Source organism: Pseudomonas sp. CCC3.1, assembly GCF_034347405.1.
Classification (GTDB): domain Bacteria; phylum Pseudomonadota; class Gammaproteobacteria; order Pseudomonadales; family Pseudomonadaceae; genus Aquipseudomonas.
Window position 1 is genome coordinate 1441000 of the sequence record NZ_CP133778.1, and the last position, 15412, is coordinate 1456411.

The window sequence follows — 15412 nt, forward strand, 5'->3', positions numbered from 1 at the left end:
AGTCAAAAGCGGGCGGTCAGTTGCTCCAGCCGCCATCAATGATTTGCGCGGTGCCGGTGGTGAAGCCGCTGGCACTGGAGCCCAGGTACAGCGCCAATTGGGCGATTTCTTCTGGCGTGCCGATGCGGCCCATGGGCTGGCGGGCGGCGAAGGCGGCGTACACCTCGTCCACGCTGCGGTCTTCGCGCTCGGCTTGTTCGCGAATGCGCTGACGCAGGGAAGGGGAGTCGACGGTGCCGGGGCAGATGGCGTTGCAGCGGATGTTTTGGCTCACAAAGTCCGCTGCGACAGAGCGGGTCAGGCCAATCACCGCGCCTTTGCTGGCGCAGTAGGCAAAGCGGTTAGGCACACCTTTGACGGCCGAGGCCACCGAGGCCATGTTGATGATCGAGCCGCCGCCGTTGCTCAGCATGCCTGGCAAGAAGGCGCGGATCATGCGGTACATGGCGGTCACGTTAAGGTCGAGGGCGAAGTTCCAGTCTTTCTCGCTGCACTCCAGGATGTTGCCGCTGTGCACCACGCCTGCGCAGTTGAACAGCACATCCAGCGGGCCGATCTCTTCGGCCAGGCGCTCAATGGCGCCCGCGTCGGTGACATCCAGCAGGTGAGTGCGCGCCCCTTCAAGCTTGGCGAGGGCGGCTGCATTGATGTCGGCGGCGAAGACTTCGGCGCCAGCGGCGAGGTAGGCCTGGACACTGGCGAGGCCAATGCCTTGGGCTGCGGCTGTGATCAGCACGCGTTTGCCGGAAAGATCCATGGGTGCTCCAGAGCAATGTCGATTGTTTTTATTGTTGGCTGATCATTTTGGACTAATGGTCAGGCCATTAAGGGCGTAGCAACTGGCAAAACGACGCAGCGTCGGGATAAGTTTTTGCTATGATCGCTTTACGTTATCCATCCAATGGTCAGGCCATTGGGCCTTTTGTAGCATGCACCTCAAGCTTCAACAAGTGACTTTTTCTTGAAAAAGCGCTCGCGAGTCGCTGCACCCACCAGAGCTAATTTCACGATGCCATTCCAAGTTATTGATAACCAAAGGCTTTATCGGCAGATCGCTGATCAGCTTCGGGCCTTGATCGACAGCGGTGAATTTCCGCCGGGCAGCCGCTTGCCAGCCGAGCGCGAGTTGGCCAAGTTGTTGGGCGTGAGCCGGGCGTCGGTGCGTGAAGCGATGATTGCGCTGGAAGTGATCGGTCTGGTGGACGTGCGCGTCGGCAACGGGGTGATCGTGTGTGAGCCGCCGGTGCAAACGGTCTCCAACGAACCCGTCATGGCCCAGGCCACACGCAACCAGTGGAAAGAACTGGACCCGGAGTTGGGCATTGAAGTGGATTTCAGCGCTGAGATTCCGCCGTTTGCGCTGCTTCAGGCCCGGCGTTTGATTGAGCCCGAAGCGGCCGCGCTGGCAGCGCTGAATGCCAGCGATGACGAATTGGCAGGCATTCGCGAGGCCTTCGAACGCAACGTGCAGGACAACCGCGAAGATTCACACACCCACCCCGGCGACCGTCTGTTTCATATCCGCATTGCTCAGGCCTCGGACAACCCGGCCTATGCACTGATGATTCAACATTTGTTGGGCCATCGTTACGGCAGCATGTTCCAGCGCCTGCAAAGCCACTACACCTCGGATGACATGCCGCACCGTTCCGAAGACGAGCACCGGCGCATCCTTCAAGCACTCGAACAACATGACCCGCACGCGGCGCGTCAGGCGATGGCCGAGCACTTGGATGAGGTGATTCGCATCTTCAGTCGTAACGCTCAGTAAGGCGGGTTAATCCAGCCAGCACTCGGTCACGCGGCGGTCGAGTTCTTCCAAGCCCGCCATGCCCAGCACCCGCGTGGTATTGAGGCCCCGCAAGTAGCCCCGAAGCTGGTGAGCCATGGCGTGCAGCTCATCTTTCGGGGCGTCCTCATTGTGCAGCGTTTGTTCGTAGAGGCTCAGGTACTCGTTTACACGGTCGCGGTACTCAGGCAGTACCGCCTCGCGGATCAGATCGAAGGTTCGCAATTTTTGATTTTTATTCAAGTGGCACCCTGTGTGAGTGAACGGGCTGTTGTTTTGGTAACAGGCCGTTTCAATGTATCTCACGTCAGGTTGTGCTATCTATCCCCTTGCTACCAGGTGTAGGGCGTCAGCGCGGTCGGGTCGATGTTGTGGTCGACGGTGGCCATGGCACCTTTAAGCGGGCACAGCACTCCGACGCTGGTTTTGCGGCAATCCTTGCTGCTGGCGAAGTCTTGCTTGAGCGGTATTTGCGCGCCGTTCAGTGGGGTCAGGTTACGGATCTGATCCATCGACTGCGCTTCAAAGGCGATGCGCAAAAAGTATTCGCCGGTTTTGACTTCTTTGTAGCGTTCAAACTGCAACGTGCCCACGGGCGGAATATTGTTTTCGATGTAGTCGCCGAGCTTCCAGCCAAAACCCAGCATCGTGCGCAGGTACGAAATGTTGGTGTCGTGGGCCACCAGCAGCATCAACGGCACATCCGGCGGTGAACCTGGCGCGGCGTTGTCGGCCAGTGCTGTGCCTTGTTTGAGTTGCAGCGAAATCTGATTCATCAACTCTGACGCGCCACGGCTGGCGATGTAGGGGATGTCGTTGAGGAAGTCATATTTGGCTTTGGTCAGCACCATCAGGCTGGAGACCTCGGCGGCTGTGCGGGCATGCCCAAACGCGACTTTATCCAGCGGCAGACCTTGGCTGTATTCGAGGCGGAACACTTCACCCATGTTGGCGCCTGCGCTCAGACCTTTGATCGAAAAACGGCCTTTGGCGTTTTCTTCGAGCGCCCAGGCGTGTTTGCCGTACGGACAGTCGGTGCCGGGCAGGCAGGCGACTGCTCGCAGGTGTTCTTCGTATGGTGCGTAGCGCTTTTGTGCCGCTTCGACACTGCCACCCAGGGCCTGGAGAATTTGGGCGCGGGCTTTGTCTGGATCGAGTGCGGCAAAGGGCATTTCATTGGCCTGGAACAGCGCGTCCTGTTCGCCGCTGACATAAGTCGGCTGTAAGCCACAGCCGGGGAACATACCGTCGAGCAGGGCTTGTGCGGTGGCTTTGGTACGTTGCAGGGGGCTGGCGTGGGCCAGCACTTGATTGGCCTCCGGGCAACCTTGCGCAATCAACCCGGCGCTACGCAGCACTGCGCCCCGATAACGGCCCATTTCGACCGCGCCCGTGTAGCCATGGCCGGTCAGGTTGCCGAAGGGCACCAGCCAGGTCGGCCATTGGCGCTGGGTGACTTTGGTCAGCAGTTTTTCATTGGACGCTGTGGGTGGACGCACGCCGTGGCGGCTGACCTGAACGACCTTGTCCAGCACGTAGCCATCGCGGGTTGGCGTCTGGGCAACGGCGGGCGGGCTGATCATGCTGACCAGCAGCAGACCGGTATAGAGCGGGGTCAACGTCTTCATCGTTTTTCCTTTGGGCCTTGCAGGACACAGTGGGCGCTGAGTCTAGTCGGCAAAACCCGCCAGTGAGTGTCGTCTTTGGACATGCCGGGTTCTGCGCGAAAAAATACAATCGATCCTCTTGTTCCTCGTCGTCGCTGTCGAGGTACGAGGCTGCGATGGGTTGCGTAGCGACCCTGTTGTTGAAGGTCCTGTGGCCTTTATCGCAGCCTTCGTACCTCGACAGCGACTACAAGCGCTGTGGTTTTCTTCTGATTTATGCGCTGCTCGCTTGAATTCACGAACGGGGGGTGCGTATTTTGTGCGCATTGCCGTTCGCGGTTTGTACCCCAACAAGGAAAGCGTCATGACGACCGATGGCCACGACTCACTCGCACAGCGATTGGCGGGCATTGATGAGATTGAATGTGTGACCCCGGATCTGAATGGCGTCCCGCGTGGCAAGGTAATGACCGCAGCAGGTTTTCTCGAAGGACGGCGCCTGCAAATGGCCCGAGGCGTCATGCTGCAATGCATCATGGGTGGCTACCCTGAGGCCCGTTTCTACGGCAGCGACGACAGCGACCTCGCCTTGATTCCAGACCCTGCGCAGATCCACCGTTTGCCATGGAGCCAGACGCCACGGGCGCTGGCCATTTGCGACGCGGTTGAACTCACAGGCACCCACTCGCGCCTGTCGACCCGTGGCCAGTTGCAAGCAGTGATCGCCCGTTATGCCGCCCTTGGCCTGGCGCCGGTGGTGGCCACCGAACTTGAATTTTTTGTGTTTGCGGCCAACCCAGACCCGACTCAACCGTTCCGCCCGCCGGTCGGGCTGGACGGTCGCCGCGAAGACGGCATGTCGGCGTTCAGCATCAGCTCCAATAACGGCCTGCGGCCGTTCTTTAATGAGGTGTATGAGTGCATGGCCGCGCTGGGTTTGCCGCGTGACACCTTTATGCACGAGATGGGCGTCAGCCAGTTCGAGATCAACCTGCTGCATGGCGATCCGCTGTTGTTGGCCGATCAGACCCTGCTGTTCAAACATCTGCTTAAAGAAGTCGCGCTCAAGCACGGCCTGACAGTGGTGTGCATGGCCAAGCCATTGGCGCACACGGCGGGCAGCTCGATGCACATTCACCAAAGCGTGGTCGACACGGGCAGCGGGCGTAACGTATTCAGCGATGAAGCGGGGCAACCCACGGCCACCTTCCGCCACTTTATCGGTGGGCAACAGGCGTGCATGGCTGACTTCACGGCGCTGTTTGCACCCAACGTCAACTCGTATCAGCGTCTGTACCACCCGTTTGCATCACCGAACAACGCGTGTTGGTCGCTCGACAATCGCAGCGCCGGTTTGCGAATCCCGGCCAGCGCACCCGTCGCGCGACGGGTCGAAAACCGTTTGCCGGGCGCAGATGCCAACCCTTATCTGGCCATTGCGGCGAGCCTGGCCGCCGGTTTGCACGGCATCGAGCACCAGCTTGAACCCACCGCTGCCATTCAGGGTGTGTTCGAAGTGCCTGAAGCGTTGTCTCTGCCATGTACCTTGCATGCGGCCCTTGAGCGTCTCAAGCGCAGTGATTTAGCAAAGGAACTGTTCGGCCATGAGTTCATCGAAGGATACATTGCGTCCAAGACCCTGGAGCTGACCAGCTTCCATGACGAAATAACCCCCTGGGAACGTCGCGTTCTGGCGACTCAGGCTTAATTGTTGAGACGGGCAAATGCCGCCCTTTTGAACCTGTAACAGTTGGCGGCCTTGAGGTCGCTGATGGTCTGTACAAGGAGCCGCACGGAAAGCCAATGCACCAAATCTGGAAGTCTTTTCGAGCGTTATATTTCGCCTCGCTGATGATGCTGATCGGCTCGGGTCTGTTGAGCACCTACCTCGCCTTGCGTCTGGCGGCTGACAATGTCGACGGGCTATGGATTGGTGCCCTGATGGCGGCCAACTACTGTGGTCTGGTACTGGGCGGCAAACTGGGGCACCGGCTCATTGCCCGGGTCGGCCACATACGGGCCTACGCGACCTGCGCCGGTATCGTCGGTGCCGCGGTGCTGTGCCACGGCCTGACCGACTGGCTACCGGTATGGCTGCTGCTGCGTCTGATCGTCGGCCTCGGCATGATGTGCCAGTACATGGTCATCGAGAGCTGGCTCAACGAGCAGGCCGACGCCAAACAGCGTGGCGTGGTGTTTAGCCTGTACATGATTGCTTCTTATCTGGGGCTGATGCTCGGGCAACTGATACTGGTCATCCACCCGGCTTTGGGGCTAGAACTGCTGATGCTGGTGGCCATGTGCTTTGCCCTGTGCCTGGTACCGGTCGCCATGACCCGACGCATCCACCCGGCGCCTTTGCGGCCTGCGCCGATGGACCCGAAATTCTTCATCAAGCGCGTCCCGCAGTCACTGATCGCCGTGATGGGCGCAGGCCTGCTGATTGGCTCGTTCTACGGCTTGGCACCGCTTTACGCATCGCAACAAGGGCTATCGACCGAACTGGTTGGTCTGTACATGGGGTGCTGCATCTTTGCCGGTTTAGTCTCGCAATGGCCGCTGGGCTGGTTGTCAGACCGCTATGACCGACCGCTGCTGATCCGCATCTTCGCCCTGCTGCTGGGCGTGGCAGCCTTGCCGCTGGCAATCTTCCCTGAAGTGCCCGTCGAAGTCCTGTTCGTGGCTGGCTTCTTGTGCGCGCTGCTGCAATTTTGCATCTACCCGCTGGCCGTGGCCTTTGCCAACGACCACATCGAAAGCGAGCGCCGAGTCTCACTGACCGCCATGCTCCTCGTGACCTACGGCATTGGCGCGAGCGTCGGACCGCTGTTGGCCGGGGTGCTGATGAAAGTACTGGGCAGCCAGATGCTCTATGCATTCTTCAGCGTTACCAGCCTGATACTCGTGTGGCGCATCCGCCCGAACGCCGTCACCAACCTGCACCAGGTCGACGACGCACCGCTGCACCACGTCGCCATGCCCGACAGCATGTCCAGCTCACCTCTGGTGGCAGCGCTTGATCCACGAGTGGACGAGCAAGTGGTGCAGGATCAGATGGTGGATGGGGTTGAAGTGGTGGGGGAGCCTGAGGTTGAGGTAGAGCCTGCGATAACGCCGGAAATGGGCGGGCCGGAACCGGACGTTAAGTCGTAGGGGCGACTAGGTGACTGTTATAAACGGTTTATTAGGCCGCGGTGGGTGCTGAGTTCTTGCGGGTGGTCGAGTTGGTCGAGTTGGTAGTGGTAGATCTGTGCGCGTTTGCCTTCGCCGTTTAGCAACGCTAACGGTTTGAAGGTGCTCGGGTCGTAGGTAGCTGCGGTAGTGGCTGACGTCGCGCATGCCTTTTTGTTGGGCGCTTTCGGCGATCAGGCGTTCGCCTTGTCAGATGAATTGGGTGGTGGTGCCGTCGACTTCTTTGGCGATGCGCCGGCCGACGGCGTCGTAGCGGTAGGCCACTTGGCTGCCGTCCGGCAGGGTGATGCCGATCAGCCGGTGTTGGCTGTCGTAGCGGTAGTTGCGGGTCGTTTTAGCTAACGATATCTGAGTTAAGGAGCCCTATTGGCGTATGATTTGCGTCCACTTTCGAAGCGGTAGTCTGTGAGCTGTTCGCTATTGAGGTCGATGGCTTTGAGGACGCTGCCGCAAGCTCGAGATCCTAACAGAAGCACAGTGGTCAATCCTTCAGAATGGTTAATAACACGCCTCAAACATCTCGGTAAATGAAAGGTGCCAATATCTATTTTTAAAGAGCTGTACAGCCGTCGCATGTGTTTGCCTTTAATTTAGATGAACTATCCGTGCGGCATATCTCATTAAGTGGCCAGCCAAGCTTAATGTTTCTCGCTGGCTAATTGCATCTACACTTCAGTTGTGGAATTAATATATACCGACGGACCGCAAAGCAGGATGTGCTGAGCGGTGAACTCTATCAGCGAGTCTTTATTTGATAGTTGGACTATGTATGTGTTGCTGGGTTTACTTATAATTGCGACGAGGTTTTCCTTTGTAGGCACATTTTTAATGTGCAGGTTTTTTATATTTGAAATATTTATACCGATTCGACATGTATTGAATCCATTTTTTTTCCATTTCTCAGGAGGCATGTCTGGTAATTCAGTGATGTCAAACTCCAATATTACATTGGGTGTATTGTTGTCAATTGTTATTGCAAACAGCTGCACTACTCCAATTGCTACTGGTGCACTAAAAACCTTGTTAAAAAAAACACTCCCATCTAAATCATTCCAGTATTTCATTTTTTGCCCTTGAAATAGAAGTGATCTCTTGTGCCTGGCACTTTACCTGTTCTACGGTTGCTGATCGGTCTTAAATTTAAGTGTGCTTTTTGATCGCCAATATTTTCAGGGGCGAAAAATTTATGGCCCGCACTATGGTCTTGGATAATTATTTTTGAGCCATCGGCGCGAGTGAATTGATATTCTCTCGTTAATACGGGCTTGCCACTTTCATTAAAAATAGCGCCGTTATTTATGTCGGTCATCTTCATGTATTTATACTGGATTGTTTTCCCTGTTTGGGGATCATATACAAAATCAGGCTGTTGTGTCCTGGGTATTCCCGCCTCAAGCTTAGCCTGCTTAAAAGCACCGTTTCGAGAGACCTCGGGAGGACTCAGTTCATTTGGCCGTTCACACGCTGGGGTATCTTTCCCACCGGGACACCTAGCACTCAACCCCAACGGATCCACCCACCCCGTGGGGTTGGGCACGTACTGGTAGCTGTTCAGTCCACCCGCCAGTTTGATCGGGTCGGGGGTCAGGTAGCGGCCGGTGTTGGGATTGTAGTAGCGATGGCGGTTGTAGTGTAGTCCGCTTTCTTCGTCGTAATACTGGCCCTGGAAGCGCAGCGGGTTGATGACGTCTGCAACGTCGAGTTTGTGTACGTTGCCGTAGGCGCGGTAGTGCGCCGACCAGACGATTCGGCCGGTGTGGGCAGTGAGTTCTTGCGGGGTGCCGAGGTGGTCGAGTTGGTAGTGGTAGATCTGTGCGTTTTTACCTTCGCCTTGTAGCAGGGCCAGGGGTTTGAAGGTGCCCGGCTCGTAGAGGTAGCTGCTGTAGTGGCTGAGGCCGTAGCGGCCTTTTTGTTGGGCGCTTTCGGCGATCAGGCGTTCGCCTTGCCAGATGAATTGGGTGGTGGTGCCGTCGACTTCTTTGGCGATGCGTCGGCCGAAGGGGTCGTAGCGGTAGGCCACTTGGCTGCCGTCCGGCAGGGTGATGCCGATCAGCCGGTGTTGGCTGTCGTAGCGGTAGTTGCGGGTCAGGCATTGGCCTGCGCCGCGTCGTTCCTGGCGGAGGTTGCCGTAGGCGTCGTAGTCAAAATGGCTGTCGCCTTGCATCAGCAGGCGGTTGCCTTTGATGTTGGCGTAGCTGCCGTGTCTGCGGACCTCAGTGCTTTGGTCGAGCAGGTTGCCCGCAGGGTCGTGGATGAAGTGTTCGGGGTGTTTGCCGCGCACTTCGGTCAGGCGGTCGAGTGGGTCGTAGGCGTAGCTTTTTTGCCCTTTGCGGCTGTCGCTGAGCAGGCTGAGGTTGCCGTTGGCGTCGTATCGGTAGTTGCGTCGGTACAGCGGGTCGGCGTCGATGTGGCCACGGGCGTTCAGTTGGCTGACGGCGTGGTCTTGCAGTCGGCCTTGTTCATCGTATTGGTAGTGGCTGACCAGATGGCCTTGTTGGCGAATGGTTTCCAGACCCGCTTCGTAGCGGTGGCCGGTGAGGCGCTGGCCGTTGAGGTCGATGGCTTTGAGGGCACCGCCTTTTTGGTAGTGGTAGTGCAGGCGGTTGCCGTCGGGCAGGCGGCAGTCGCTGAGTTGGCCGAGTGTGTCGTATTGGTAGCGCAGGGTGGCCCAGCCCTGATGTTCGCTGATGAGGCGGTCTTGCAGGTCGTATTCGTAGGCCAGTGGCCATTTATCATCATCGACGGCGGTGAGGCGGCCCAGGGTGTCGTAGGTGTAGGTGATTTCGCTGCCGTCTGGCAGGGTTTTGATCAGCAAGCGTCCGGCGGGGTCGCGTTGGTAGGTGGTTTTCAGGGCTTCGCTGTCGGGGTGGTCGGTGTCCGGGTAGTCGGTTTTTTCCAGCAGGTGGCCGTTGAGGTCGTAGGCGTAGGCGGTTTTGCGGCCGTCAAAACCGATTTCCTGCCGGATCAGGCCGTTGGGGTGGTACTCCAGCTGGTAGTGTTCGTGGCGTTCGTTTTCGATGCCGGTCAGCAGCAGGCGGGCGTTGTCGTAGCGGTAGTTGAGCTGGCTGCCGTCCGGGTTGATGCGGCGGCTGATCAGGTGCAGGTTGTCGGCGTATTCGTAGCGGGTGATGTGACCGCGTTCGTCGCGCTCGGCAGTGACTTTGCCGTAAGCGTTGTAGCTCCAGGCGCGGGTTTTGCCGCCGGGCAAGGTGGTTTGGATCAGGCGGCTGACAGCGTCCCATTGGTACTGGGTGATGGCGCCGCGTTCGTCCTGCTGGGTGATTTTGCGACCCTGGGCGTCGTAGCGGTAATGCCGTTGCGTGCCATCGGGCAGGGTTTCGTCGAGCAGTTGCCCGAGCGGGTTCCAGGTCAGGGTGTGCTGGCTGCCGTCCGGGTAATACAGGCCGCTCAGTTGGCCTTTGGCCGTGTATGTGTAGTGGGTGATGTTGCCGTCGGGGTCGGTCTGGCGGGTGATGTCACCTTGGGGGTTGTGTTCGTATTTCCAGCTCGCCAGGCCGCGTTGCACTTTGCGCACGTGGCCGTTGAAGTAGCTGTAGAACGTCGGTTCGGTCGCGGGTGGAATGAGTGCGGTGAGTTGCCCGGCTTCGTTGTACTGGTATTCGGTGACGGCGCCGAGCGGGTCTTTTTCGGCGATCAGGCGGCCTTTTTCGTCGTAGGCTTTGTGGTGTTCGGCGCCGTCCGGGTCGGTTTGGCTGATCAGTCGGGCGTTGTCGTCGTGCACATACACCTGCTGGCTGCCGTCACGGTTTTTGACCGTGACCGAACCGTTGTCATCCCACTCGTAGGTGGCGTCCATCTGCCCGAAGTTGGCCCAGTGACGGGTGCAGCGCGCCTGTTTGCCCGCGTGTTGCCACGCCCAGTAAAACGCCGCGCCACCGGCCAGTTGCCGTTCTTGAATGACGTGTTCGGCGTCGTAGCGGTAATGCTCGGTTTCTTGCAGCGCATTGCTGGCGCTGATCAGTTGGCCGGCGTCGTTGTAGCGGTAGGTGACCTGTGTGTGCAGGGTGGTCCAGCGCTCAAGGTGCACGCGGTGTGTGGCGTGGTGAGCGTTTGAGCGCTCGGCAAATTCGCGGCTTTCATCGTAGTGCTGGTAGTCCACCGCGCTAAGGCGAGCGTGGTCATAACGCAACAGCAAGGCGCGACCGGCGCCGTTATCGATGCGGTGCAGGCGCCCGTCGCGGTAGGAGATTTTGAGGCGATTGCCGTAGGCGTCGCTGATGGCCGACAGGCGCAGGTCGTTGAAGTGGTAGAAGCGGCTGTTTTTTCCGGCGTGCGCGAGGATCAGTTCGTTGTCTTTGTCGCCCAGGTAAATCGCGGCCTTGGCCAGGCTGTTGATGATGGCCGGGCGTTGCGCGCTGGGGTGCGGAAAACGGGTCTGACGGTTTTCGTGATCGGTCCACAGCAGGTCGTCGCCATCGCGTTGCAGGCGATGGGACAGCGTGTGGCTCCAGCCAAATCCCAGATCGCCGTTTATCTCGACGGCACTGGTGCGGTACAGGCGCGTCCACTCCAGTGGCAGCGCGCCGTCGAGCACGCCATCGGTCAGGGTCAGCAGTTCTTCGCCGGTGACCATTGACACCGGACAGCCATTGGTTTGGGTGTCTTTGGCCGGCTCAGCGGCTTTGTCGTTGGGGGTTCTGGATTGAGCGGGAGCGTCGTCGACGTGCTGGACCTGCCTGAGCTCGGTGTAGCTGTGAGGCTTTGCACGCACGGCGAATGTGGCGTCGGAGATGGATTCTGTGACCGCTCCACTCTCTGGATGAAAGACCTCAATTGGGCCTTTTTTCGCCGAATTAAAAACGCCTTCACCCTGCAACAGTATGGGTTTGCTGGTTTCAGCGTGGGGCGTCGAGCGGGCTTTGCTGGTGCGCATCAGCATGTCGATAAATGCATCCAGCAACTGCGTGGACTTGGCTGTTGTTATCACGCCATCAACGGCCTTTGTGACGACTTTTGCAGCCAATCCCATACCGCCAGTCAGGACCACGCAGAGGCCGATGTCTATCAGCACTTCGCTCACTAAGAGCCCGACTATTTCGCTAAGGGTGGGAGGCGGTAATAACTGGAGCCACGCAATAAGTGCCGAGAAATACGACCACAGCAGCGGCTCGTCAGTGGCCACCACATACAGGGTGTTGAGTGACTCTTTGGTAGCGTTTAATAGTTTGTCGAGTTGATCAGCACTGAGAAGAGTGCTCAGTCTTATGAGGTTGTCCTGCGGGTGGGTCACGATGTCGAACAGCTTCTTTATGTTCTCCCACAGACCCATCAAGGAATCGAGAACGCCCTGGATCATCGCCTCAACATTCATCCACAGACGGCCTGCGCCGTTGGCTTGCTCATACGCCTGCCACAACGGTAAATAATCGGTCTCCCATTGAGCCGTCAGCCAACTGCCTAGCTCGTTGAGCAGGCCCTGATAAGAGTTGAAGTAGGCGTCGATCTGCTGAGGGGTTATATCGGGGTAGAACGTGACGCGGTATTCCTGATTGGGTTTGCATCCTTCGAGCAGTTTTCTCCCGCTTTCATCAATGAATGTGTTGATCTCAGGGGCATCGATGGCTTCTTCAAAGCCTTTGTTTCTTCCACTCAGGGGATGTGGACGCAGAGGAGTCAGGCGTACCGGGGTGTTGCCAATCGGTACAAAGTGTGAGGACTCAAAGGCGTGAACCAGCGTCAAGGTTCCGTCTATCGCACACTGGGCATAGTTATTGGACGGGCCACGGCGCTTGATAGGACGGGTGATGGTGCTAACACCGGCACTGAACTTTTGCTCGGCATCGAGCATGCCGCCATAGAATTTGTCGGTCTGTTCGCGGTAGCCCTGCAGGCAGTCGTTGAGTTGCAGCAGAATCGTCGGCACATCCGGCAAAATGCTCTTTTCCCCGGTCGGGGTGTTGGCACTCATTGGCCGAGTTCCCGTTGCAGGTAGGCCATAAAACGCTGGTTATCGTTGTCTTGGGTTGAATCCGCCAGCGTTACGAAATGTTCGACTTTCTGGCGCAAGCCCGGCTCAGGCGTGGAGAAATACAGCGCGGTTTGAGTTTCTTTCAGCCACTGCATCAGGTTGTCGATCACGTTGCTGAGGTCCTTTTCGGCGAGGGTGTTGAGCAGGTCTTTGGGGACTTCCCACCAGGGAAATGATTGAGCTGGGCGCGTTGCACCTTGGCCTACCGCTACGGGCTCGCCGTTGACCCAATAGCGGTCAAACATCGGCAAAACATCACTGGCCTCTGTACCTAGGTGCTGGAGAATCGGCAGCCAGTGGCGGCCGTCCCAAAACCTGAAAAACACTGCTTCGCCAGCGGGCATCAAGACGTGGGTCAGGCCGCGCAGATGCGCGGCGATGAGTTCAGGGGCGGCCGTCGATACCGCCAGCCAGCCCCAATCGTCAGCGTCGGTTTGCGCGACCCACTGCACAAATTCGCTGTCAGGCGTCAGGCTCAGTAAATAAGGCATGACGGGCAGCCAATCGGCATAGGGTGTTTCGGCCCACAGCGCGATGGGGGGCTCGATACCGCCCCGTTGACGGTAGGCGGCGAGCGGGTCGGCATTGCTGGTGGAACTGATCACGGCGTACAGGCGTTCGCCAGCAAGCAACGGGTTATCTGCCAGCCATTGCTGCGGATTGAGGGATTCAGATGTCACACACGCCTCCTTTGCATTTTTCGCACTCTTCGCAGAAAGGTGCGTTGCGCTTGAGGCTGTTGATTTGGGTGGGGGTGAGCACGGCAGCTGTCAGCGGCGCAACGTCAGAGGTGACGGCAGGCAGCGCCTGCATTCCCGGTATCGGCACCCCGCCGAGCAAAATCGGTGAACTGACATAAATCCCGGCGGCACTCACGAGCAGGTGTTGGCCGCCGGCCATCAGCGAGATGCAGGCCCCGGCCGACAAGACCACGTGAGCTCCGGCCTTGACCGTGACTTCCATGCCCGCTTCGACGGCCATCGCCACTCCGACAGCGGTGTGGCTGCTGACGGCCACTTGGCGAAAGTCGTTGGCGTTGATTTGGACTTTGCGATCGCCGCTGACCGTGCGCTGGTCTTCGCCTTTGAGCACCGAGACGCTGTTGCCAGTGATGGTTTCTTCGCGCAGGCCGTCGATTTGCAGATGGCTGTCGTTTTTGATGTGTTGCTCAAGGTCGCGCTGGGCGTGCAGGTAGATCAGTTCCTGGCCTTTGCGGTCTTCGAGGTGCAGTTCGTTGTAGCCAGTGCCGCTTGGGGTGCTGCGGCTGCGCAATACGCTGCGGGTTTTGTGGGCGGGCAGTGGATAGGGTGTGGGGTTGATGCTGTTGGCCAGACAACCCGAAATGACCGGTTTGTCCGGATCACCCTCAAGAAACGCCACCAACACTTCCATGCCTACACGCGGGAGGGTCACGGCGCCGTAACGGTCACCGGCCCAACTGGACGCCACGCGCAGCCAGCAACTGCTGCTGTCGTTGTGTTGGCCTTCGCGGTCCCAATGGAATTGCACCTTGACCCGGCCGTACGAGTCGCAATGCACCTCTTCGTTGGCGGGGCCGCTGACACGGGCGGTCTGCATGCCCAGCACCTGTGGCTTGGGGTGTTTGAGTGCGGGGCGATAGAACACGTCCCACGGGGTGGCGATGAAGTCGTTGCGATAGCCCTGCACAAAGCCGTCGGCCGGTGTTTCAACGGGCGCGGTACCGGACTCTTCCAGCACTTGCGGCTGCCTGCCTTCGTGATGGATGGCTGTCAGCAACCACATCGCGTTCCAGGCGTCCTGCGGGTGCTCGCTGAGGGTCATGAAGTGGCCGCTGCTTAAGGTGCACTGGTCACTTTCGCCGCTGGCCTGGCACCGGTCGGCACGCTGACGTTCCAATGCCCGCTGGCTCAGCAGTTGGCCGCGTTGTTCCAGTTTGAAGTGGCCGGGGTAGCGATAGTCTTCGAGGTCGCGCTCGGTGGATCGGCCATCGGGGCCATAATCCGCGACGACCTCGCGGCTGGCGGTTTCGAAGTGGTAGTCGCGCAAGGTGCTGCGGGTGGAACGGGTGTTCAGGCCCACGGCAAAGCGGCTGATTGACGGCTCTTCGGCCACCAGGCCGCTGCCGCTGTGAAAGGGTGCGGGGTGTTCGAGTGTGGCGAAGGCGCTTTGGCCGTCGCCGAACACCAGGTGGTGGCCTTGCGCGGAGTGCCGGAAGTGGTAGTGGATGCCTTCTTCTTCGCACAGGCGCTGGACAAAATGCAGGTCGGTTTCGTGGTACTGCACGCAGTAATCGCGGGCCTGATACGTCGTGTCGAGCTTGAAGGTGCAGGCGTTGCTGAAAATGCCGTGCTCTTCAAGGAGCTGGCCAATGACCTGCTCGACCGTCAGTTGCTGGAAAACCCGCTGGTGGGTGCGGTGCTCAAGGTAAGCCAGCTGCGGCACCAGGGTCAGGGTGTAAAACGTCAGGCGCTGGCGGGTGTCGCCTTGGGCGATGGAATGGATGTGCCCGTGAATGCCCACCCCCTCGGCGGCATAGGCCAGAAAAGCGGGGGTGTGCAGCAGCGCCACCAGGTCCAGATCAGAGCGCTCACTGATCAGTACCAGCTCAAAGGCGTAGGGCGTGCTGATGGCTTCTTTGCCGGTGAACGACAGGACCTGAAGGTCGCCAGTAAAGCCATCAAGGGTCAGGCTGAAACGAAATGGGGGCTGTGAGCGTGACATCCGCGATTCCTTGCGCTGCGGTCGTCCTGATGTAACAAAACGTCAGGTTTTTCGGTGCGCAAGTGTGCAAGGACGGTGTAGAGGCTGGATGTAGGGCGAGTCTATGCCGGCCAAGGCTTTAGGCGAATATTG

The 15412-nt window shown here is 58.7% G+C and carries 11 protein-coding genes; 4 read left to right on the forward strand and 7 right to left on the reverse strand.

Annotation, left to right across the window (positions count from 1 at the left end):
• Positions 1-16: 16 nt before the first annotated feature.
• On the reverse strand, positions 17-757 hold the full coding sequence (locus tag RHM56_RS06460) for an SDR family oxidoreductase (RefSeq protein WP_322239685.1): 741 nt from the start codon (positions 755-757) through the stop codon (positions 17-19).
• Positions 758-1009: 252 nt separating this feature from the next.
• On the opposite strand from RHM56_RS06460, the gene RHM56_RS06465 reads away from it, so the two are divergent.
• Positions 1010-1771, forward strand: coding sequence for a FadR/GntR family transcriptional regulator (locus RHM56_RS06465; RefSeq protein ID WP_322239687.1), 762 nt, complete (start codon positions 1010-1012; stop codon positions 1769-1771).
• Between the two features lie 6 nt (positions 1772-1777).
• Here the strand turns inward: RHM56_RS06465 and RHM56_RS06470 are convergent, their stop codons facing one another.
• Entirely contained in the window at positions 1778-2032 is a 255-nt protein-coding gene (locus tag RHM56_RS06470) for a hypothetical protein (RefSeq protein WP_322239689.1), read from the reverse strand.
• Positions 2033-2121: 89 nt separating this feature from the next.
• Positions 2122-3417: a histidine-type phosphatase gene (locus tag RHM56_RS06475; RefSeq protein ID WP_322239691.1), complete on the reverse strand. Its 1296-nt coding sequence runs from the start codon at positions 3415-3417 to the stop codon at positions 2122-2124.
• 445 nt (positions 3418-3862) lie between these two features.
• Here RHM56_RS06475 and RHM56_RS06480 point away from each other — a divergent pair, with 445 nt between their 5' ends.
• The 3 genes from RHM56_RS06480 (at position 3863) to RHM56_RS25910 (ending at position 6930) form a co-directional block, all read left to right on the forward strand.
• Positions 3863-5104 carry a glutamine synthetase family protein gene (locus RHM56_RS06480; RefSeq protein WP_322241718.1) on the forward strand — a complete coding sequence of 414 codons (1242 nt, stop codon included), beginning with the start codon at positions 3863-3865 and terminating at the stop codon, positions 5102-5104.
• 95 nt (positions 5105-5199) lie between these two features.
• Positions 5200-6549 carry an MFS transporter gene (locus RHM56_RS06485; RefSeq protein WP_322239693.1) on the forward strand — a complete coding sequence of 450 codons (1350 nt, stop codon included), beginning with the start codon at positions 5200-5202 and terminating at the stop codon, positions 6547-6549.
• A gap of 168 nt (positions 6550-6717) precedes the next feature.
• Positions 6718-6930 carry a hypothetical protein gene (locus tag RHM56_RS25910; protein WP_416194886.1) on the forward strand — a complete coding sequence of 71 codons (213 nt, stop codon included), beginning with the start codon at positions 6718-6720 and terminating at the stop codon, positions 6928-6930.
• Positions 6931-7253: 323 nt separating this feature from the next.
• On the opposite strand, the gene RHM56_RS06495 is transcribed toward RHM56_RS25910, so the two are convergent.
• From RHM56_RS06495 to RHM56_RS06510, 4 genes are read right to left on the reverse strand one after another with little or no spacing between them, the layout of a single operon-like run.
• The gene (locus RHM56_RS06495) at positions 7254-7652 is read right to left on the reverse strand and encodes an Imm50 family immunity protein (RefSeq protein ID WP_322239695.1); all 399 of its coding nucleotides are present in this window, start codon (positions 7650-7652) and stop codon (positions 7254-7256) included.
• Positions 7649-12517: an RHS repeat-associated core domain-containing protein gene (locus tag RHM56_RS06500; RefSeq protein ID WP_322239697.1), complete on the reverse strand. Its 4869-nt coding sequence runs from the start codon at positions 12515-12517 to the stop codon at positions 7649-7651. The genes RHM56_RS06495 and RHM56_RS06500 overlap by 4 nt, the downstream gene beginning before the upstream one ends.
• A complete protein-coding gene (locus RHM56_RS06505) occupies positions 12514-13257 on the reverse strand; it encodes a DUF4123 domain-containing protein (protein ID WP_322239699.1) in 744 nt (247 codons plus the stop codon). The genes RHM56_RS06500 and RHM56_RS06505 overlap by 4 nt, the downstream gene beginning before the upstream one ends.
• The gene (locus RHM56_RS06510; protein WP_322239701.1) at positions 13247-15280 is read right to left on the reverse strand and encodes a type VI secretion system tip protein VgrG; all 2034 of its coding nucleotides are present in this window, start codon (positions 15278-15280) and stop codon (positions 13247-13249) included. Before RHM56_RS06510 ends, RHM56_RS06505 begins: the two co-directional genes overlap by 11 nt.
• Positions 15281-15412: the final 132 nt, after the last annotated feature.